This is a genomic window from Proteocatella sp. QWL-06, assembly GCF_058684135.1.
The window spans coordinates 836,385-855,702 of sequence record NZ_CM178755.1 but is presented as its reverse complement, the minus strand read 5'-3'; the positions used below and the strand labels follow the sequence as shown (position 1 = coordinate 855,702).

Sequence of the window (19,318 nt, the reverse complement as noted above, 5' to 3'; positions counted from 1 at the left end):
ATGAAGCAGCACTAGACATATCTTTTTGCAAAGAGATATCTCTGGCTGTAGTACTTATTGCCCAGATCTGCTATGACGACCTTCATCTCGCTGCCTGATGAGGCATGGATGAATTTTCCCTCGGCCACGTAAATCCCGACATGAGTAACCTTCTGAGGCACAAATACGGCCGGGGCAGAAGGAGACTGCTCAGGAGCAAAAAGCGATATTATGTCGCTCGTATCCACGCTTATGTCAGTTTCGTCATTGCTGTTTCTCGTATCAAAGAATATGAGGTCGCCCGGCATCAGCATTTCTTTTTCTACAGCCTTTCCCGAGCTTCCCTGATCTGCAGAGACCCTCGGTATGCTTATCCCTGCCTTTGCGAAAACAGAATAGGTAAGCCCTGAACAGTCATAGGAGTCCGGCCCGGTGCTGCCGTATACATAAGGCTTTTCAAGCTCTTCCAGAGCATACCTGACTATTATGCTGCTTACTGCCAGATCAAGCACGGGATTGTCTGCATCCGTGCTCGCAAGACTGAACTGAGGAGTGCTCATGAAGGTGCCGAGCCTTCTGAAAACACTGTCCATCCCGCTTTCTGCGTATGATACATTAGTAACTGATATTCCTGCTATGATAAGTCCTGCCATTATTCTGCTGTATCCTGTTTTCATATAGTCACCCTGCCATATTTTATTTAATATAGTAAATCTTCAAGCTTTCTGCTCATGACCTTAAGCGCCCTCGATCTGTGGCTTATTCTGTTCTTCTCCTCAGCCGAAAGCTCTGCAAATGTCTTTTCATTGTCAGGACCAATGTCCGGTATGAATAGAGGATCATATCCAAAGCCATTTTCACCTGACTCCTCAAATCCTATCATGCCTTCACATATCCCCTTGTACAGCCCCTCTCTTCCATCTGGAAAAGCAAGCGCTATGACGCTTACAAATCTTGCCTTCCTGTCATTCCAGTTGATGTCAGCGAGTTTTTGCTTGAGAAGCTGATTGTTTCTCTGGTCATTTGCATCTGCTCCGGAATATCTCGCCGAATATACGCCCGGCTCTCCTCCCAGAACATCTACCATGAGCCCTGAATCATCCGCTATTGCGATTTTTCCGGTAAGCTCCATTATTGCTTTTGCCTTTATCATGGCATTTTCCTCAAAAGTGACCCCGGTCTCTTCGATTTCTATGCCCTTAAGGCCTACATCATCAAGAGAAAGCAGCTTTATGTCATGTTCTGCCAGTATGGCATTTATTTCTTCAATTTTGTGACTGTTCGAAGAAGCTATCACGAATTCGAGCTTTCCTTCGGCATTCAGGTAAGGAGTATTGTCATGCTTCACTCTCTCCTTCTTGGGAGCCTGAGGCTTTGGCTGTATTCCATGTATCCTGTCTGTTATCTCAGCTCCGAGAACCTGCTTCTGAATGTCTATTATCTGCATGCAGCCACCTTCAGCAAGCTCAAGAAGGCTGTTGAACTGAGTTCTCGTGAACGGTCTTTCTTCTCCTGTTGACTGTATCTCTATGAACTCGCCCTTTCCCGTCATGACCACATTCATGTCAACATGCGCGCTCGAATCCTGCTCATAGCACAGATCCAGCACACAGTCCCCATCAACTATGCCCACGCTTACGGCGCTCACGAACTCCTTTATAGGGAATTTCTTAAGCTGCTTTGATCTGCAGAGCCTGTCACACGCAAGCGCGAGCGCCACGAAAGCCCCGCTTATCGAAGCAGTCCTCGTTCCTCCGTCTGCCTGGATGACATCACAGTCTATCCAGATCGTCTTTTCTCCAAGCTGCTTAAGATCTATGACAGATCTCAGCGATCTTCCTATGAGCCTCTGTATCTCATGAGTCCTTCCGTCCACCTTGCCTCTTGATGACTCTCTGATTTTTCTCTGATGAGTAGATCTCGGAAGCATCGAATACTCAGCGCTTATCCAGCCGGTTCCCGAGTTTTTCAGAAAAGGCGGCACCTTGTCCTCGATCGAAGCCGTACATATTACCTTTGTATCTCCGAACTCGACAAGCACAGATCCCTCTGCATGTTTTGTATAATCCTTTGTAAATTTGATTTCCCTTAATCCGTTGTTCTGCTTCTGCACGTTTACTCCTTCTTATCTTCCAAAATATCTGTCTATTCCATCTGCTATCGAACTCGCGAGCTTGCCCTGATATGAGCTGTCGGCAAGCTTTGTCACTTCACCCGGACTCGTTATGAATCCAAGCTCGGCAAGCACAGCCGGCATTTTTGTTCCATTAAGTACTGCAAGATCTGTCCTGATCTTGGTGCCCCGGTTTGCCGCTCCGGTATTTCTTATCAGCTCTTCCTGTATAAAATCTGCCACATCCTTGTTCTCGGCAGAATTTGGCCTTAGTGTCTCTATTCCTGAAACTGATGCATTTGCAGCGGCATTGTGATGAATGCTTACAAACAGATCTGCATCCTGGTCGTTTGCATTGTTGTATCTGTCCTTTAGCGGCACGAAATAATCAGAATCCCGGTTCATTATGACATCATAGCCGCGTTCAGTTAGAATATCGGAGAGCATTACAGCAACCTTCAGGTTGAGTGTCTTTTCATTCACGCCTGCGGCCTTGTTTACCGCTCCGGGGTCATCGCCTCCATGTCCGGCATCAACTACTATCCTTGGCGTTTCTCTCACCTTCTTTTCAAGCGAAATAGAGATTTCACCAGTTGACTCGTTCACAAAGCATGAAGCCTCCACATTTTCCTGCAGCTCCATTTCAAATATATATGACTCATCGTCGCTGTAGAGCTCATATGCGCTCACATACCTGTCATTTATATCTTTTCTTATCTCTGACGTGCTTATTATTCCCGCAGGTATTTCAACCACCACGAGTCCGGACTCCGAATCATCCGCCTTCACCTTTTCACCGTGCGGCAGCTTTATGGCAAATCTTGCTGTCATCCTGTCCTTTGTATAGGTTATCAGATTTACGAAATCGGAATTTTCAGGAACAGCCTCTTCTTCATTTCTGCTCTCCAGGACTTCACTGAGCCCTCTATATACCTTATTGTCTATCTTCCCTGTATTTTCTGCATAAGCAGAACCTGATGCAAACAGCGTCATTGCAGCCGTCATTGCAAGAATTCTCCTTAAGATAATATTTTTTCTCATAACTGCCTCCTCATTCTTCCCTATAGCTTATCACTAAATCCGGTATTTTTCAATTGTTATGATCTTTTGTAATTGTATTGTAAATTTAGCGGGATTCATCTTTGAGAAAAGCAAAAAACTGCCTGACTGTATGAAAGACTCCATCCAGTAAGACAGCGGAAAACTTTTTAAAATAACCATTACAAATTTTTATTCCTGCGTTATATAATCATTATCACTTCCATCAAAATCCATTTCAGTAGCTTTTTCTCTTGCCTCTTCGTAAGCCTTCAGGATTTCGTCCTGTAATTCGTGTCTCATTTCAGCATTTATAGGATGCGCTATGTCTCTGAACTCCCCTTCAGAAACCTTTCTGCTTGGCATCGCTATGAATAAACCATTTTGCCCCTCAATGATTTTGATGTCATGAACAACAAATGCATTATCGAAAGTTACTGATACAATTCCCCTCATTTTGCCTTCTTCTGATAACTTTCTTACTCGAACATCTGTAATTTGCATAGTCATTACTCTCCTTTTGCTATGTAGTATAGTTTCCCAAAACTGATTATCATTAGTTTACTATATATTTTAAACATATGCAATAATAAATAAAGTAATTTTCTGAATATTTTATCTTGATCATAAGACGTTGATTATTTCATAGCTTTGATTACATACTACCTGAATCTTTCAAGGAAGTTCTTACTTATTTCTATCTCTATATCATCCTTTGTATCCTTAAGGGTCATCAGTGAAAAATAGTCCTTCGCATTCTTGTCACATTCAAGCTCTATGAACACAGCTCGGTCAAGGACTGTAGCGTCAAACTCTTTCATGAGGTCTTCCATTCCCTTCAGAGTGCCACCGGCTCTCATGAAATCGTCTACAAGTATAACCTTTGCTCCAGGCTTTATAGCCCTTCTTGGGAGATTCATGCTCTGTATCTTTCCGCTCGTACTCGAAAGATAGTTAATAGCGAGAGAAGGTCCCTCTGTTATCCTCGCATTTTTCCTTACTATTATAAGAGGAAGGTTCATGGCCTTTGCGGTCATCATAGCCATCGGAATCCCCTTTGCCTCTATCGTAACCACGTAGTCAGCCTCGCTGTAGTCTATGACTGTCGCAAAAAGCTCACCCACTGATTTGGCGATATCCGGGCTCGAGATCAGGTCGTTCATATAGAGAAAACCTCCGACCAGCTTTCTGTCAGGATTAACTATCTTCTCGCACATCTCCTCAACCTGGGCAATCGCCTGATTTTTCGTGTACATCGGTATGAATTTTATACCACCGGAAGCCCCGGAAATAGTTATGACCTTACCAAGTTCAAGCTTTTCAAAAACATTCTTTACTACCGATATGTCTTCACTCAGCGTGGATTTTGCAGTATCAAATTTTTCAGTAAAATAGCCTAAGGTAAATATTTTGTTCGGGTTATCCGAAAGCACTTTAACTATAGCACCTATTCTTTCACTTTTTCTTAACTTCATTGTATATCCTTCCATATAAAATTCGTATTTATCCGTATATTATTATAATATATCATCAAAAACATTTCAATATCTATTTCTGCTTAAACTGTACATTTGTTAAATTTTCAAAGTTTAAGCTGTTTGTTTTAATATAGAGTTTTTCTATCGATTGCATAAATTAGGTCTATCGAAATAAGAACGTATTTTTTACAAATCGGCAATTTTTAATGATATAATATTAACCATAATGAATATTAAGGAGCAAATCTATGGATTTCAAACAATTAGAAAGTTTTATTACTATTGCAAAATACAACAGCTTCTCAAAAGCCGCACGTGAATTATACCTCACGCAGCCAACTCTCTCAAACCACATACAGAATCTGGAGAGCGAGCTTGGCATACTGCTGTTTGACCGTAAGGGAAAGACGATAGAACTTACAGACGCGGGAAAGACTTTCAAGAACCACGCTGTAGAAATTATAAAGAAGAGAGACAGCGCAGTATTTACTATAAATGACATAATCGGAAAATTCGATGGCCTTCTGGAGCTTCCTTCAAGCTCTGTCCCTGAGGAATTTGTAGTCCCCGAAGTCATCGCAGGCTTTTCTGCAAAATTTCCAGGCATCAGGTTCAAGATCTACCACCTGGACTCTCAGGACGTTCTCGAATCAATATCGGACAACAAATATACCATGGGATTCGTGGGTTCAAAGCCAGGAAGCGAATTTGACTATGTAAAGGTGTTCGAGGACAAAATGGTTCTTATAGGTCCAAAGAAGGACGGAGCCTGCAGAGCCAGCCTTAAATTTGAAGAAGTGCTCGACCTTCCTCTTATAATGAGAGAAGAAGGCTCGGGTAGCGGAAAGATATTTTCAAAGGAACTTGCATCACACGGAAGAACTATCTCAAGCCTTAATACAGTAGTCATAACGGAAAGCTTTAACGTAGCAAGGAGCCTTGTATCAAAGGGAGTAGGCTATGCGTTCATTCCTGCCAGCTCTGCTCAGTGCATCTCCGAAGACAGCAACATCTGCATATACGACATTTCAGATTTTGACACACAGAGAAATTTTTATTTCGTCGTTCACAAAAAAGCGGTATTTACTCCAATTGAATCAAAATTTATAGACTTCATAACAGAAACCTATAGATAATTTTAACTCTCGATACAAAATCACGACTCGGATATATATTCCAGGTCGTGATTTTGCTTTTTATGTTACATTACTCAAATTCTTACTAAAGTCTGAGCTTTCTTATATCTTCCTTAAGCCTGTCTATGTCCCTGAGCCATGACTCTATGTCTTCCTCGTGCTCAAGCTCCTCATTAAGGATGGTTACTGCCATCTGATATGTCGAATAGTCTTTGCCGTTTGTCATCTCTGCAATCTGCTGATATCTTGATATTGCACATCTTTCGCCATTGAGGTTCTGCTTAAGTACCTCTTCGATGTATGGGTCAACAGGCGCCTCATATGCACATCCTGCATGCTTGAGCCAGTCCTTTGGATCTATTATCGGAGTCCCTCCAAGCTGAATTATCCTGCCAACGACCATTACTGCATGATTGAGCTCCTGATTTGCATGAAGAAGAAGCTCCGGCTCCACCTCAGAGCGCATAGGTCCTTCCATGAGCCTTGCACCTATCCAGTACTGGTAATAAGCAAGCCATTCCTCAGCAAGCGCTGAATTTAATACCTCCAGAAGCTTTTCAACGTCCAGGTTAGCGATTTGTACTGCTCTCGATCCCATATCAAATCCTCCTTATAAATAATTGAATTAAAATAAGTTAACTCACAATATTTATATAACCACATGATTCACAGATTAAACATATACTGAATGAAATCCACGAATCAATGAGGACTATATCAACTAAGCATTTTCAGTTATGACCTGTTTGCTGCTATATTCTTTATCTGATGCTTTCTTTTGCTCTTGTTTATCATTACCCAGATTGGACTTGCTATGAATATCGAAGAGTATACTCCTACAGATATTCCGGCAATCAGAGGAAGGGTAAATTCCCTTATTGACTCAACCCCCATGATATAAAGGGCAATTATCGCAAGAAGCGTGGTCAGGGATGTATTTATCGACCTTGATATGGTCTGATTTATCGAAAGATCTGCGACCTCTTCGTGTGAATCCCTTTTTGCACCCGCCATATTCTCTCTTATCCTGTCAAATATAACTATAGTATCATTTATGGAATATCCGACTACCGTAAGCATCGCCGCTACAAACGGACTGTTGAGCGGTATCTGGAATATCGAGTATATCGCAAGCACTATGAGCACGTCATGTATAAGCGCTATGATTGCCGCGATTCCAAAATCGAGCTGGAACCTGAAGGAGATGTACACAAGCATGGCAAGCGTTGCAATTATTACCGAAACAAAGGCCTTTGTCTTAATCTCTTTTCCTATTGAAGGTCCAAACTGCTCTGACTTTATGAGATCTTTCTGAGTCAGGTCATATTTTGAAGAAAACGCTCCAAAAAGCTCCGTCCTCTTTTCATTATTGAGGTCCGCAGTAGTCTTGAGCTGGACTCCGTCTCTTTCCTCTCCAATATAGTTTATCTGCATCCCCGGATCAAAGCTGTCAGTAATCTGCCTTACCTCTTCAGTAGGAATATACTTATTGGTGTTTATCTCGATAAGAGTACCGCCAGTAAAATCTATTCCGTAGTTAAATCCTCTGAATCCCGCCAGCGCCATTCCAATAAGGATTATAGCAAGCGAAATGCTGAAATATATCTTGTAGTTTCCTGTTACCTTTAAATCTTTTTTCAGTTTCATAACTAGCCCTCCTGAACGCCAAACAGCTTTTTGTCTTTGATGGAAAATCCGTTAACCATATTTCTAAGAATGAGCTTTGTTACAAAAAGCGCGGTAAACATGGAGGCTATTATACCTATCATCAGAGTTATCGCAAATCCCTTGATCTGTCCCGTTCCAAAATAGTAAAGCACTATTCCCGCTATGAAAGTAGTTATCTGAGAATCAAGAATGGTAGACATTGCCTTTTTAAATCCAGAGTCAATAGCGACTCTTACGGATTTCCCATCCCTTATTTCTTCCTTTATACGCTCAAATATGATTACATTGGCATCTACTGCCATTCCGACAGACAGAATGAGCGCCGCAATTCCCGGAAGAGTCAGCGTTACTCCGATGAGCTGGTATATATATGCTACGATTACCATGTATCCTGAAAGCGCAATCGAAGCAGAGAGTCCAGGTATCCTGTAGTATGCAGTCATGAAAACCATTACGAGAGCAATCCCTATGAGAGCCCCGGTTATGCTCCTTGCAAGGGCGTCCTCTCCAAGGGTCGCCGTAACTATAGAGCTCTGGACCTCAGTAAAGTTTACAGGAAGCGCTCCTCCGCGTATGAGGTTTGCAAGCTCAGATGCGCTCTCCACAGTGAAATTTCCCGATATCGTTGCATTTCCGTCCGGTATAGCAACATTTACCACAGGACTTGAGATTACCTCATTGTCCAGCACTATAAGAAGCGGCTCCTGATTTACCGCCAGCTTTGCAGTAGCATCTGCAAACTTCTGAGCGCCCTCAGGAGTGAACTCGAGTGCGACTACCGGAGTATTCTCTTTCTGATCTATTACGACCTTGGCATTCTTTACGTCAGCTCCTGTCACTACAATCTCTTCTCTGACAGTTATGAACTGAAGCTGCGCCGTCTTTCCTATGGTATCAAGTGCCTGCTGCGCATTCTCCACGCCAGGAAGCTCTATCCTGATCCTCTTCTCCCCTTCTCTGACAATAAGAGGCTCCGTAAGACCCATGGAGTCGATCCTCTTTCTGAAAACTGCTATTGTCTGATCCATGATGTCATCAAGCTCAGTCCCTGTTATATCCGTGTCCGCCTCATAGAGCACAAAAACTCCGCCCTTGAGATCCAGTCCCTGCTTTATATTCGAAACAGCGCTCTTTATTTCCATTCCCCCAGCACTTATTCCGGCAAAAGCAGTGTATGCAAATGTTGCAATCAAAATCACAACAAGAAAAAATACTGATTTGCTCCTTGCATTTTTCATAAAGACTCCTTATCTGATATATTTTTTTGACTTGGCCGCATAATTTACCGCCGATCTGGTGATAGATTCGATTTCCTCCTGAGAAAGCTCTCTTACTACCTTTGCAGGCCTTCCCATCACAAGCACTCCTGACGGTATATCCTTTCCTGCCGGTATCAGCGAGCCTGCACCTATTATAGTGTCCCTGCCTACCCTTACACCGTCCATCAGCACTGAGCCCATTCCCACAAGCACATTATCCTCAATCTTCGCTCCATGTATTATGCAGCTGTGTCCAACGGTTACATTCTCTCCAATATGTACCGGAGTATCATCATCCACGTGGAGTACACACAGATCCTGTATATTTGTTCCCTTTCCTATAAAAATACTGTTGTTGTCAGCTCTCAGACAAGAGCCAAACCATACGCTGGCATCATCGCTTATCTTTACATCTCCAATTATTGCCGCATCCGGCGCACAGAACGCCTTTTCCGATATCTCAGGGGTATCTCCCATAAACTCAATGATCATTTCACGACCTCCGTTTTAATTGTTTTCTTATCTAAAAAAATCTTCCACTTTGCAAAAGCAGAAGATTTTTGAAAATCAGTCATATCTCAGATTATTCTACTTTATCGCCATTCATTTTTCCGATACCCCATTTTTCTACGATGATTCGAGTCTTGTCAGCTCCAACCTCAATAGTAACAGTGTCATCAGTAACTTTAGTTATCTTTCCGACAATTCCTCCGATAGTGACAACCTCGTCACCTGGCTTGAGAGATGATCTCATGGATTTTATTGCCTTGTCTCTTTTTTGCTGAGGTCTTATAAGTAAAAAGTAAAATACTACAAGAAACCCCAAAGGTATTACCAGATTTACAATTTGCTGTGCTCCCATTTTATCCTCCTTAAAATGTACTTCTACTTAGATGATACTACATTTTGCATCATAAATCTATAGTTTATAACCATACTTTTCAAAGAAATCTCTCCTGAAATCAAGCAGACGGTCTTCCATGATGGCTTCTCTTATGTTTTTCATTAAATTAAGCAGGAAATGAAGATTGTGGATAGTTATAAGTCTTGAGGAAAGGATCTCGTCAGCCTTTACCAGATGCCTTATATATGCTCTCGTATAATTGCGACATGCATAACAGTTGCAATCAGGATCCATCGGAGTGAAATCCTCCTGATAAGTCGCATTCCTCACGACAAGCTTTCCTCTTGATGTAAGCGCAGTGCCGTTTCGGGCTATCCTCGTAGGAAGCACGCAGTCAAACATGTCCACTCCCCTTATTACTCCTTCGATCAGGTCATCAGGGCTGCCTACTCCCATGAGATATCTCGGCTTGTGAACAGGCATGTGAGGCGTAAGATTCTCGAGCACCTCGTTCATTATGTCCTTAGGCTCTCCTACCGAAAGCCCTCCTATGGAGTATCCCGGGAAATCCATGTCTATTAGCTGCATCGCAGACTCATATCTCAGGTCCTTGTACATCCCGCCCTGGATTATTCCAAAAAGAGCCTGGTCATGCGGTCTCTGATGAGCCTCAAGTCCACGCTTTGCCCATCTCGACGTTCTTTCCATCGACTTCTTTACATAATCATAATCCGCCGGATACGGCGCACACTCGTCAAAGCTCATTATTATGTCCGCGCCAAGCGAGTTCTGTATCTCTATCGCCTTTTCCGGGCTGATGAAGTGCTTTGAGCCGTCCAGGTGTGACCTGAACTCAACGCCTTCTTCCTTTATCTTTCTGAGGTTTCCAAGGCTGAATACCTGAAATCCTCCGCTGTCAGTCAGTATGGCTCTGTCCCAGTTCATGAAGCTGTGAAGGCCGCCTGCCTTCTCAATAAGCTTGTGTCCCGGCCTCATGTAGAGATGATAAGTGTTTGAGAGTATTATTCTCGCATCCATCTCCTTGAGCTCCTCAGGCGTCATGGCTTTTACGGTCGCCTGTGTGCCAACCGGCATGAATATAGGCGTATCAATTACCCCGTGAGGCGTGTACAGCTTTCCTAGCCTCGCTCCGGACTGCTTGCAGGTCTTTATCAGTTCATATCTTATTGCTGGCATTTTCTCTCCTTAATTTAAATCAATTTTATTCTTGTTTTCTAATGGATGTACATGGCATCTCCAAAGCTGAAGAACCGGTACTCCTCTTCCACAGCAATCCTGTATGCGCTGAGAATCTTCTCCCTGTCTGAAAATGCCGAAATCAGCATTATCAGAGTAGACTCCGGAAGATGGAAGTTTGTAACAAGGGCATCTACTATCTTGAACTCATATGGAGGGTAGATGAATATCTGAGTCTCCCCCTCAAGCTTTTCGAGCCTTCCGTCAACAGCTGCAGACTCGACCGTCCTTACACTTGTAGTTCCGACGCAGGTTATCTTTTTCCCCTGGGATTTAGCAAGATTTATACGCTGAGCTGCGTCTTCTTCTATCCTGTAATATTCGCTGTGCATAGTGTGGTTTTCAACATCCTCCACTGAAACCGTCTTGAATGTCCCAAGCCCTACATGAAGGGTCACATATTCTATCTGCACGCCTTTTTTCTCAAGCCTCTCAAGAATCTCATTAGTGAAATGAAGCCCTGCTGTAGGCGCCGCCGATGAGCCCTTCACCTTTGAGTATACAGTCTGGTATCTCTCCTGATCAGAGAGTTTTTCTCTTATATAAGGCGGCAGAGGCATCGTTCCTATCTCATCGATTATCTCCTCAAAAACGCCCTCATATTCAAACTCGAGTATCCTGAGGCCTTCCTCATGCTCCTGAATAACCTCTGCGCACAGCTTGTCTGAAAATCTAACCCTTGAGCCCTTTTTGAGCCTCTTTGCAGGCTTTGCCATGACCTCCCAGGTCTTTAGATCCATTCTCTTTGTGAGAAGTATCTCTATCTTCGCCCCGGTCTCTTCCTTCACGCCAAACATCCTGGCAGGAAGCACCCTCGTGTTGTTGAGGATCAGCACATCGTTCTCGCCAAAATCCTCCACTATATCTTCAAATATCCTGTGCCTTACTTCTCCTGTATTTTTGTCAAAATCCAGAAGCCTGGACTTGCTCCTGTCCTTCAGGGGAACCTGCGCGATCCTCTCCTGAGGCAGATCATAATAAAAATCTTTTGTATTCACTATATATTATCCATTCCTTAATCATGTATTTATATTTAATAATTCCAATGCAGCTGTCAGATTCAGCGTGCCTATCCAACTGTCACGCCGCTGAAATAGTGGCTTATGATTTCCTTATAGCCGTAGCCTTCCTTCGCCATGTTGTTTGCTCCGTACTGGCTCAGCCCAATCCCATGCCCAAATCCTCTCCCGCTGAAGACAAATGAGCTTCCTGAGACAAAATCCTGGGATACATCAGAAATCCTGTCGCTGACAAAGCTGTCCAGCCTGTCAAATGTATTCTTCAGGCCACTGTCTCTTATGCCGATGTCATTTGAGCGTGATACCGCCACGCTGCCTGATGTTGACTTAAGCGTAAAGTATGTGCTCCTGAACTTTGATGATCCAAGCACTATCCTTATAGAATCCTTTTCGAGGATCTTCATTCCCTTTGTCCCAAGCACCCCAAGCTTCATGACCCTGTCGTTCTCCGAAACCTCGAGTATCTTTACTCCTACGACCGTGCCCACATCATATCCACGGCTGAGCAGAGCCTGCTCGATTTCCGAAGACGTCATGTTTGCCTCCCAGCTGTCATAAGGCGTTCCTGTGGAATAAGGATCCTTTACCCCGGTCATGTAGTCAAGGGAATAGTTCCACATGTTCCCTATGGCCTCAGTCCTGCCGCCGCTGCTGGAGTGAAAATACGCCTCTGCCGGAGCTCCCCTGTAGGTCATTATCATGCCCTCGGTCTCATCGACGCTCCTGTTGGTCTTTGGCTGCTCTGCGCTGTATCCTCCGTAAACCTGGCAGTGAGTGGTGCTGCAGACATTGAATCCGTCTGAGGTATGCTTGCTGTAATTTGTTATAACATGATTCTTTGCAACTATAGCCTGCGCCTTGAGGGCCTCAAGCTCCCAGCTCGATACCATTTCCTTTGGCACCACGCCGTAGAGATATTCCTGCATTCCAACTTCATTTATCGCATGAAGGGCTGATCCCTTAATGTAGAAATTCAGCTTTCCTCTGTAGGCTGAGCTTCCAAGATATGTCACGCCGTCATCCGAGCAAACATAGATGTCTTTGCTTCCCTCAACCGCAACAGCTGAGCCGCCTTCCACCACGAAGATCACCTTTGAGCCGCTGGAAGGAGTGAGATCCGAAGAAGTGCTCCTGCTTCCGGCATAAAAGCTTCCCCTGTCATAATAGACAAGGGCATCGACGCCGTATTTCTCTGCGGATTTGCGGGCAGATTCAAAAGAGCTTTCTGCACTGGAGCTTGTATATATCTGCTGGCAGACAGAAGCTGTCAGAGTGCCTGAATCCGTTTCAATCACCTTATTTGAGGCATCATATACCTCGAGGCTGCTGCCTGAAACAGAATATGTGCTTTTTGAGATGGAGCCGTAGAATATCCCCACCCTGACTGGAAAGCTGTTGTCATATCTGCTCTGAGCCTCTGATAAAGAAGGGCTCACAGCAAAAACCAGCATGAATGCCAGTATAAGCGAAAAAACAGATGATCTTTTATCAGACATAGACTTAATCCCTCGCTCTCTTTATCCCAAAATGATCATAGGCTGTCTCAGTCGCCATTCTTCCTCTTGGGGTCCTGTTGAGGAATCCCTTCTGGATAAGATATGGCTCATATACCTCTTCTATGGTCTCCCTGTCCTCACCTACAGATGCGGCGAGAGTCTCGACTCCGACAGGGCCTCCTGCGAATTTGTTTATTATAGTGAGCATAAGCCTCTTGTCTACCATGTCGAGGCCTTCCTCATCGACCTGGAACATCGTGAGGGCATCTCTTGCAATATCCAGCGTTATCGTGCCGTCTCCCCTTACCTGGGCATAGTCTCTTACCCTCTTAAGGAGCCTGTTGGCGATCCTCGGGGTTCCTCTTGACCTTCTCGCAAGCTCCATACCTGAATCCGAGTCTATCTCGACTCCCAGTATGCCTGCAGATCTTGATATTATTTTGAACAGGTCATCATTGCCATAAAGATCCAGATTGAGTATTACCCCAAACCTGTCTCTCAGCGGAGATGTAAGCATTCCGCTCCTCGTGGTTGCCCCTACGAGCGTGAATTTTGGAAGATCCAGCCTTATAGATCTGGCTGAAGGGCCTTTTCCTATTATGATGTCCAGGCACCCGTCCTCCATTGCAGGGTAAAGTATCTCCTCTACCGTCCTGTTCAGTCTGTGTATCTCATCTATGAAAAGCACGTCATTGTCCATGAGATTGGTGAGTATGGCAGCAAGATCTCCCGAATGCCCGATTGCCGGCCCCGAGGTTATCTTAAAGTTTGCTCCCATCTCATTTGCTATTATTCCCGAGAGCGTTGTCTTTCCAAGCCCCGGCGGTCCATAAAGAAGCACGTGGTCCAGCTGCTCTCCTCTGTACCTTGCAGCCTTTATGAATATGTCCAGCTGTTCCTTTGCCTGAGTCTGGCCTATATATTCATCAAGGGACTTTGGCCTGAGCGAATTTTCAATTTCATTGTCATCTCTCTGATAAGAAGAACTTATCAGTCTGTCCTCATCAAACATTACTCCTCCAAACATTGCGCCTCCATACTTTGCATTTAACTGTTTTTCTCATTAAATCTTGCTGAGCTTTCCAAGCGCGAACTTTATGAGCTCGCTCGTATCAGACGCCGGGTTCTCAGCCTTTGCAGACTCCACCGCGCGGGAAGCTTCGATCTTGGTGAACCCGAGGCTCATCAGCACCTCAAGCGCCTCATCCGTATCTGCCTCAAATATGTTGTATATGCTCGGCTGCATTCCTACAGCCTTCTTGTCTACCTTGTCCCTGAGCTCGAGTATTATCCTCTCAGCGGTCTTTTTTCCTACCCCCGGAGCCTTTGACAGAAGCGTGGCATCCGAATTGTTTATTATCGCCTGCAGCGAATCGGTGTCATATGTCGAAAGCACTGAAAAAGCCACCTTCGGTCCCACCTTGGATACGCTGTTAAGAAGCTCGTACATCTTGAGCTCTCTCCTGTCCGCAAATCCGAGCAGCGATATGTCATCTTCTCTTACATTCAGCTTTGTGTAGAGCTTCGCCTCTTTCCCGATTTCGAGCTTCCTGTTGGTGAACTGCGATGTCGAGAGCTTGAATCCGATGTCCGAATTCTCTATTATGACATAATCAAGAAAAATCTCTGTTACCGTACCCTTTATATATCCAAACATATTGTCTCCTTAATCATCCTGATCCTAAACTCTGAACATTTCAGAAAATCTCCTCGTGCTGAGATGTCCAAGCGCGATGGCAAGCGCATCGGCCGCATCGTCAGGCTTTGGTATCTCCTTCAGGTTCAGGAGGCTCTTTACCATGCTCTGGACCTGCTTCTTGTCGGCCCTTCCGTATCCGCATATCCCCTGTTTCACCTGAAGCGGCGTATATTCAAATATCTTAAGATCATTGTTCATGCATGAGAGCACTATTGCGCCTCTCGCCTGAGCTACATCTATGGCTGTCTTGGTATTCTTGTTGAAAAAGAGCTCCTCGATAGCCACCTCGTCGATGTCATATGTACTGAGCAGAGTCTGCATAGCATCATAGATCATCTTTATCCTTATAGCATAGCTGGTCTTTGCAGGAGTGTTTATTACCCCATAGTCAAGTACTGTGTATCTGTTTCCAACATGCTCTATCACTCCATAACCCACTATAGCAAGCCCAGGGTCTATTCCAAGTACTATCATTTCTTCTCCCTGCCTCTGGCTGTCAGACCAGATCATTCTTATCCCTATATTATATAATTATTTCACTGTTTTTGCAAACTAAAAGAAAGCCCCTGAAAAAGCTTTCTCTGTGTAAAATCTTGAATTTGTTAATTCTTAAATTCTCTGCCTGTCCTGCTCCTGCTGAAAGAAGGCGCAGCCGCCGTTTTCAAACAGAATCTTTGCCGGTTTGGTGTTCGGATATACGTATTTCTCGCAAAAACACATAGTATACTGCTGTTCTCCCCTGTTTATCTTCATCCCGCTGCTTTTGAATCTGCAGTTCCTGCAGATGATTTTTTCAGGATCCACCTGTAAATTATCTACCAGATCATATTTTTCTTTCACTCAGCATCCCCCCAGGTCAATGATTTGATCAAAATTATAAGCCGCTCTGTTAATTATTTATATTTTACTACAAAATCTAAATAATTTAAATAGTTTTTATAATTTAAATTATGCTCCACAGCATTTTTTGTATTTCCTGCCGCTTCCGCATATGCATGGCTCATTTCTTCCGATCTTTTCTGAGGATGCAGGGACTTTTTTCCATTCAGTCCTGTTATCCGGAGTCTCTCCTCTGAGCTCCATGATCTCAGCCATGGTGTGTCCGTGGTTTCCAAGGAGTCTCGTGTTCATGCTTACCTCGTGCACGAGATTCATAAGCTCATATATCTGCTCTTCTTTCTTGATTATCCTGTATTTGTTGAATACATCGACGAATTCCTGAGGCTTGCCCTGCACTGCGCTCAGATGATGGATCTCATCCACTATAAAACCTGCCACAAAGGCTTCGATCTTCATCTCCTCAACAAGGTATTTTCTGAGTGCATCTATCTGAGGCGTAACCTCATAATAATCATAGCCTGAGTATCTGAGGAATTCTTTCTCGTCGGGAGTATATCTTGGCACAGAGTATATTATGTCCGCGAATTTCTGCACATCTTCAAAATCATGTTCTTCAAAGGCTCTGCTCGCTACATATTCCTGATATATGCAGTAATCCGCCCCATTTTCTGCAAAGCATCTTACCGAATCTGCAAGTGCCTGTGACTCACCCGTTCTTCCACTGAGGCTCTCAAAAAGCTCAGTCAGCTCATCGGATCTTACCAGGCCATAGAGCGCCATTGCAGCGTTGGCATAGTCATCATAAAGCGACAGATTTTCCCTTTTTTTCATAAAATCTTCATCGCATATCTCGCCGAAGGCTTCTCTTATCTCAGAAGGAACTGCGGCATATCTGGCCTTGCCCTCTGCAAATCTGAATGCCAGTCCAAGATTCTCAAGATACGTTGCAGCTTCATACAGCTTATCCTCAAGCTCGAGGCACTGCGCAGAAGCAAGCTCCGTGAAAAGCATCCATTTTTTCTTATCTAATAAATACAACGATTCCGGCAGTCTTTCTTTTTCACAAATCACGCCTCCAAGACAGCTTTCGAGCTCGTCTTTCTTCATCTTGCTGTATCCCTTTATCTTGCAGCTTTTTGCAATCTTTCTAAGGGTGGTTACGTTTTTCTCAGAAAGCATTCTGGAAATCGTAAAATCAGAATTGCCTTCCTTAAGGCTTAACGGTTTGTTACTCATTATTGGCTTCCTCTCATTTCTATTTCGAACGTCATTTTTTAACATACATTTTAATATAAATGATAAAGAAGCGGTTTGTCAAGAATTGTTTGCCTTTTCGACGTATCTGTCCATGCTGAATTTACGCTTGAGTCCGGAATATGCCATGTATCTGACGTTGCCAAATATCTCCCGCTCGCCCCAGGGCCTGTCATGCTTTCCAAAGCACCAGGCAACTCCCGCATAGCCATTTGGGTCCCTTCCGTCAAGCTCATACCTGTTGTTGAGATAAAGAAGTGTCTCATACGCCTCCTGTGGAGAGCTGCTCCACTCAAGCACCTCCTTTCCCCAGTACATCCTCATGTAACCCTGCATCTTGCCTTTTTTCACAAGCTCAGTCTGCGCCGCGTTCCAGTACTCATCATGAGTAAGCGCATTTTCAAGCTGCTCCCTCGTGTATGTGTAAGGCCTTAGATCAGCCATGTGCTTTGACAGCGTCTTCTTTGCCCAGTCAGGAAGGCATTCACAGGAATCATAATTCTCGTTGTAATGCACAAAATTCATGGCCAGCTCACGCCTAACGAAAAGCTCCTCAAGAAATGATTTCCTGGATTCTGCAAAATCCGGGTCTGCAGCTTCGTGATGGAGCGCCCTTATATAAACGTAAAGCGGCGATATCTGGCCGAAATGAAGATATGGACTCAGATTCGAACACCAGTCCTGCGAAGGCTCGTTTCTTTTTGGACCGTAATAAAGGAATTTTTCCTCAAGGAAATGATCTAGAAGCTTCTTTGCCTCAGAGGTTCCTCCCCGAAAGCTCTCCGATAAGCCGACAGACCTGTCAATGTCAAGCAGAGCCAGCACTGAAGCAGTATCTGAGATATCAAGCTCGGATATGAGGTCCTCATCAACATACCTTCCTTCATACATATTTTCCTCAGGCAGGACAATAAAGCGGTCCTTAAGCTTTTCGAGCTTCCTTCTCAGAGTCGCAGCAGAGTACTCCTCCTTTGGCGAGGCAGCCTCAACAGGGACTATGACATTCGTCTCCACCTGCACGAGCGGGCAGTCTATTATCTGCGCGCACCTTTTTCTCCATGCCTTTTCATGCCTCATGTAGCCCATGTCAGTCACCGCAAGGGCGGCCTTTCTGCTCAGCATTATCATGCCGTCTTCAGGAGAGCACCTGCATATCACCATTCGGATGTTCATGCTTCTTAGAGTCTCTTTGACTTCGCTGAGCCCCTCCAGCATGAAGCTGTAATGCCTCAGATTGGCCTCTGGATAGCTGTCCGTTATTCCAAGATAAACTACGAGGTCTCTGCCCAGCCTGTTTGCCTCATCTATAGCATATATCAGGGCGTGGTTGTACTCTGCCCTCTGCGAGCTCTGCATCCAGTAAATCACATAGGGCCTGTCCTTTACTTCCTGATGATTCAGATATCTTATGCGCTCCTGCTCCATCATGCTTCCTCGCTTTCCCAGCCCTTGCATACATCCACCCAACCGAGGGAGTGAGACATCTTCTCAAGCTCCGGCACAGTCAATTCTATGGCGCTGTTTGAGCTTCCGCATGCCGGAAACACAGTCTTAAAGCGCTTCAGGGACTCGTCCATATATATGGCCACTCCTTCATTTACCCCAAAAGGACAGACTCCGCCTACCTCATGTCCTACCATGTCTGCCACTTCATCAGCCGACAGCATCTTGGCCTTCATCTCAAACTGCTTTCTGTATTTGGCATTATCTACCTTTGCATCTCCCGCACATACTATGAGCATGCAGCCCTCACCGCTTCTGAACGAAAGCGTCTTTGCTATCCTTGCAGGCTCACAGCCAAGCGCCTGAGCCGCAAGCTCTACCGTAGCGCTGGATACCTCAAACTCCATAACATTTTTGTCCATATTCCATTTTTCAAGATGCTTTCTTGCCTTTTCTATAGCCATTACATATCTCCCTTTCTGTCGATCATTCTGTTTCTGAAATAAAGAATTATATCTATAAATACCATGCACATATTGATTATGTAGAAAATGAAAACATAAGATATCCTGTCAGAAATCAGCTTTGATGCAATTCCAAATCCATATCCTATAAAAATAAACAACAGGAATACCAGGCTCTTTCCCTTTGCCGTCCTTGATGTGTACGATTTCAGTATAGAAGTCGGCCATGATATCCCAAAGCTTATGACCATAAGCGCTTCAAAAAGTTCTGCCATAAATTCCTCCCCTGCAGCAAGCCTTAAAAAAAGCCTCTCATATTGAGAGGCTTTAC

General features: G+C 44.3%; 22 protein-coding genes. 1 reads left to right on the top strand and 21 read right to left on the bottom strand.

What is annotated here, in order from left to right:
- Positions 1 to 11 precede the first annotated feature (11 nt).
- From AC4PGZ_RS04000 to purR, 5 genes are all read right to left on the bottom strand, one after another.
- The gene (locus AC4PGZ_RS04000; RefSeq protein ID WP_492159757.1) at positions 12 to 656 is read right to left on the bottom strand and encodes a C40 family peptidase; all 645 of its coding nucleotides are present in this window, start codon (positions 654 to 656) and stop codon (positions 12 to 14) included.
- A 23-nt stretch (positions 657 to 679) separates the two neighbouring features.
- Entirely contained in the window at positions 680 to 2,092 is a 1,413-nt protein-coding gene (gene rph, locus AC4PGZ_RS03995; RefSeq protein ID WP_492159756.1) for a ribonuclease PH, read from the bottom strand.
- A gap of 12 nt (positions 2,093 to 2,104) precedes the next feature.
- Entirely contained in the window at positions 2,105 to 3,133 is a 1,029-nt protein-coding gene (locus AC4PGZ_RS03990) for an N-acetylmuramoyl-L-alanine amidase (protein ID WP_492159755.1), read from the bottom strand.
- 189 nt (positions 3,134 to 3,322) lie between these two features.
- On the bottom strand, positions 3,323 to 3,634 hold the full coding sequence (gene spoVG / locus AC4PGZ_RS03985) for a septation regulator SpoVG (RefSeq protein ID WP_492159754.1): 312 nt from the start codon (positions 3,632 to 3,634) through the stop codon (positions 3,323 to 3,325).
- Positions 3,635 to 3,792: 158 nt separating this feature from the next.
- Positions 3,793 to 4,605, bottom strand: a complete 813-nt coding sequence (gene purR / locus AC4PGZ_RS03980; RefSeq protein WP_492159753.1) for a pur operon repressor — start codon at positions 4,603 to 4,605, stop codon at positions 3,793 to 3,795.
- Between the two features lie 251 nt (positions 4,606 to 4,856).
- On the opposite strand from purR, the gene AC4PGZ_RS03975 reads away from it, so the two are divergent.
- Positions 4,857 to 5,744 carry a selenium metabolism-associated LysR family transcriptional regulator gene (locus AC4PGZ_RS03975; protein WP_492159752.1) on the top strand — a complete coding sequence of 296 codons (888 nt, stop codon included), beginning with the start codon at positions 4,857 to 4,859 and terminating at the stop codon, positions 5,742 to 5,744.
- Positions 5,745 to 5,829: 85 nt separating this feature from the next.
- Here AC4PGZ_RS03975 and AC4PGZ_RS03970 read toward each other — a convergent pair whose 3' ends face one another.
- The 16 genes from AC4PGZ_RS03970 to AC4PGZ_RS03895 all read right to left on the bottom strand — a co-directional run bounded on the left by AC4PGZ_RS03970 (position 5,830) and on the right by AC4PGZ_RS03895 (position 19,262).
- A complete protein-coding gene (locus tag AC4PGZ_RS03970; protein ID WP_492159751.1) occupies positions 5,830 to 6,342 on the bottom strand; it encodes a ferritin-like domain-containing protein in 513 nt (170 codons plus the stop codon).
- A gap of 137 nt (positions 6,343 to 6,479) precedes the next feature.
- Positions 6,480 to 7,391, bottom strand: coding sequence for a protein translocase subunit SecF (gene secF / locus AC4PGZ_RS03965; RefSeq protein WP_492159750.1), 912 nt, complete (start codon positions 7,389 to 7,391; stop codon positions 6,480 to 6,482).
- A gap of 2 nt (positions 7,392 to 7,393) precedes the next feature.
- Positions 7,394 to 8,650, bottom strand: coding sequence for a protein translocase subunit SecD (gene secD, locus AC4PGZ_RS03960; protein WP_492159749.1), 1,257 nt, complete (start codon positions 8,648 to 8,650; stop codon positions 7,394 to 7,396).
- A 9-nt stretch (positions 8,651 to 8,659) separates the two neighbouring features.
- Positions 8,660 to 9,163 carry a gamma carbonic anhydrase family protein gene (locus tag AC4PGZ_RS03955; RefSeq protein WP_492159748.1) on the bottom strand — a complete coding sequence of 168 codons (504 nt, stop codon included), beginning with the start codon at positions 9,161 to 9,163 and terminating at the stop codon, positions 8,660 to 8,662.
- A gap of 91 nt (positions 9,164 to 9,254) precedes the next feature.
- Entirely contained in the window at positions 9,255 to 9,533 is a 279-nt protein-coding gene (yajC, locus tag AC4PGZ_RS03950) for a preprotein translocase subunit YajC (protein ID WP_492159747.1), read from the bottom strand.
- A 57-nt stretch (positions 9,534 to 9,590) separates the two neighbouring features.
- Positions 9,591 to 10,712 carry a tRNA guanosine(34) transglycosylase Tgt gene (tgt, locus tag AC4PGZ_RS03945; RefSeq protein ID WP_492159746.1) on the bottom strand — a complete coding sequence of 374 codons (1,122 nt, stop codon included), beginning with the start codon at positions 10,710 to 10,712 and terminating at the stop codon, positions 9,591 to 9,593.
- Positions 10,713 to 10,750: 38 nt separating this feature from the next.
- Positions 10,751 to 11,770, bottom strand: a complete 1,020-nt coding sequence (queA, locus tag AC4PGZ_RS03940; protein ID WP_492159745.1) for a tRNA preQ1(34) S-adenosylmethionine ribosyltransferase-isomerase QueA — start codon at positions 11,768 to 11,770, stop codon at positions 10,751 to 10,753.
- Between the two features lie 71 nt (positions 11,771 to 11,841).
- Positions 11,842 to 13,287, bottom strand: coding sequence for a SpoIID/LytB domain-containing protein (locus tag AC4PGZ_RS03935; protein WP_492159744.1), 1,446 nt, complete (start codon positions 13,285 to 13,287; stop codon positions 11,842 to 11,844).
- A gap of 4 nt (positions 13,288 to 13,291) precedes the next feature.
- On the bottom strand, positions 13,292 to 14,314 hold the full coding sequence (ruvB, locus tag AC4PGZ_RS03930; protein ID WP_492159743.1) for a Holliday junction branch migration DNA helicase RuvB: 1,023 nt from the start codon (positions 14,312 to 14,314) through the stop codon (positions 13,292 to 13,294).
- 36 nt (positions 14,315 to 14,350) lie between these two features.
- Positions 14,351 to 14,944 carry a Holliday junction branch migration protein RuvA gene (ruvA, locus tag AC4PGZ_RS03925; RefSeq protein WP_492159742.1) on the bottom strand — a complete coding sequence of 198 codons (594 nt, stop codon included), beginning with the start codon at positions 14,942 to 14,944 and terminating at the stop codon, positions 14,351 to 14,353.
- Positions 14,945 to 14,968: 24 nt separating this feature from the next.
- A complete protein-coding gene (gene ruvC, locus AC4PGZ_RS03920) occupies positions 14,969 to 15,460 on the bottom strand; it encodes a crossover junction endodeoxyribonuclease RuvC (RefSeq protein WP_492160244.1) in 492 nt (163 codons plus the stop codon).
- 135 nt (positions 15,461 to 15,595) lie between these two features.
- On the bottom strand, positions 15,596 to 15,826 hold the full coding sequence (locus tag AC4PGZ_RS03915; protein ID WP_492159741.1) for a hypothetical protein: 231 nt from the start codon (positions 15,824 to 15,826) through the stop codon (positions 15,596 to 15,598).
- Positions 15,827 to 15,934: 108 nt separating this feature from the next.
- Positions 15,935 to 17,062, bottom strand: coding sequence for an SEC-C metal-binding domain-containing protein (locus AC4PGZ_RS03910; RefSeq protein WP_492159740.1), 1,128 nt, complete (start codon positions 17,060 to 17,062; stop codon positions 15,935 to 15,937).
- A gap of 78 nt (positions 17,063 to 17,140) precedes the next feature.
- Positions 17,141 to 18,535 (bottom strand): deoxyribodipyrimidine photo-lyase, encoded by a 1,395-nt coding sequence (locus AC4PGZ_RS03905; protein ID WP_492159739.1) that lies wholly within the window; start codon positions 18,533 to 18,535, stop codon positions 17,141 to 17,143.
- Complete coding sequence (locus tag AC4PGZ_RS03900) at positions 18,505 to 18,987, bottom strand: YbaK/EbsC family protein (RefSeq protein ID WP_492159738.1); 483 nt, start codon at positions 18,985 to 18,987, stop codon at positions 18,505 to 18,507. Before AC4PGZ_RS03900 ends, AC4PGZ_RS03905 begins: the two co-directional genes overlap by 31 nt.
- On the bottom strand, positions 18,987 to 19,262 hold the full coding sequence (locus AC4PGZ_RS03895) for a hypothetical protein (RefSeq protein WP_492159737.1): 276 nt from the start codon (positions 19,260 to 19,262) through the stop codon (positions 18,987 to 18,989). Before AC4PGZ_RS03895 ends, AC4PGZ_RS03900 begins: the two co-directional genes overlap by 1 nt.
- Between the last annotated feature and the right edge of the window lie 56 nt (positions 19,263 to 19,318).

What these genes read in the sequence shown, in the direction of transcription:
- AC4PGZ_RS04000 (WP_492159757.1), bottom strand. Translation starts at nt 656, where the DNA reads ATGAAAACAGGATACAGCAGAATAATGGCAGGACTTATCATAGCAGGA.
- AC4PGZ_RS03990 (WP_492159755.1), bottom strand. Translation starts at nt 3,133, where the DNA reads ATGAGAAAAAATATTATCTTAAGGAGAATTCTTGCAATGACGGCTGCA.
- spoVG (WP_492159754.1), bottom strand. Translation starts at nt 3,634, where the DNA reads ATGCAAATTACAGATGTTCGAGTAAGAAAGTTATCAGAAGAAGGCAAA.
- purR (WP_492159753.1), bottom strand. Translation starts at nt 4,605, where the DNA reads ATGAAGTTAAGAAAAAGTGAAAGAATAGGTGCTATAGTTAAAGTGCTT.
- AC4PGZ_RS03975 (WP_492159752.1), top strand. Translation starts at nt 4,857, where the DNA reads ATGGATTTCAAACAATTAGAAAGTTTTATTACTATTGCAAAATACAAC.
- AC4PGZ_RS03970 (WP_492159751.1), bottom strand. Translation starts at nt 6,342, where the DNA reads ATGGGATCGAGAGCAGTACAAATCGCTAACCTGGACGTTGAAAAGCTT.
- secF (WP_492159750.1), bottom strand. Translation starts at nt 7,391, where the DNA reads ATGAAACTGAAAAAAGATTTAAAGGTAACAGGAAACTACAAGATATAT.
- secD (WP_492159749.1), bottom strand. Translation starts at nt 8,650, where the DNA reads ATGAAAAATGCAAGGAGCAAATCAGTATTTTTTCTTGTTGTGATTTTG.
- AC4PGZ_RS03955 (WP_492159748.1), bottom strand. Translation starts at nt 9,163, where the DNA reads ATGATCATTGAGTTTATGGGAGATACCCCTGAGATATCGGAAAAGGCG.
- yajC (WP_492159747.1), bottom strand. Translation starts at nt 9,533, where the DNA reads ATGGGAGCACAGCAAATTGTAAATCTGGTAATACCTTTGGGGTTTCTT.
- tgt (WP_492159746.1), bottom strand. Translation starts at nt 10,712, where the DNA reads ATGCCAGCAATAAGATATGAACTGATAAAGACCTGCAAGCAGTCCGGA.
- AC4PGZ_RS03935 (WP_492159744.1), bottom strand. Translation starts at nt 13,287, where the DNA reads ATGTCTGATAAAAGATCATCTGTTTTTTCGCTTATACTGGCATTCATG.
- ruvB (WP_492159743.1), bottom strand. Translation starts at nt 14,314, where the DNA reads ATGTTTGGAGGAGTAATGTTTGATGAGGACAGACTGATAAGTTCTTCT.
- ruvA (WP_492159742.1), bottom strand. Translation starts at nt 14,944, where the DNA reads ATGTTTGGATATATAAAGGGTACGGTAACAGAGATTTTTCTTGATTAT.
- ruvC (WP_492160244.1), bottom strand. Translation starts at nt 15,460, where the DNA reads ATGATAGTACTTGGAATAGACCCTGGGCTTGCTATAGTGGGTTATGGA.
- AC4PGZ_RS03910 (WP_492159740.1), bottom strand. Translation starts at nt 17,062, where the DNA reads ATGAGTAACAAACCGTTAAGCCTTAAGGAAGGCAATTCTGATTTTACG.
- AC4PGZ_RS03905 (WP_492159739.1), bottom strand. Translation starts at nt 18,535, where the DNA reads ATGCAAGGGCTGGGAAAGCGAGGAAGCATGATGGAGCAGGAGCGCATA.
- AC4PGZ_RS03900 (WP_492159738.1), bottom strand. Translation starts at nt 18,987, where the DNA reads ATGGCTATAGAAAAGGCAAGAAAGCATCTTGAAAAATGGAATATGGAC.
- AC4PGZ_RS03895 (WP_492159737.1), bottom strand. Translation starts at nt 19,262, where the DNA reads ATGGCAGAACTTTTTGAAGCGCTTATGGTCATAAGCTTTGGGATATCA.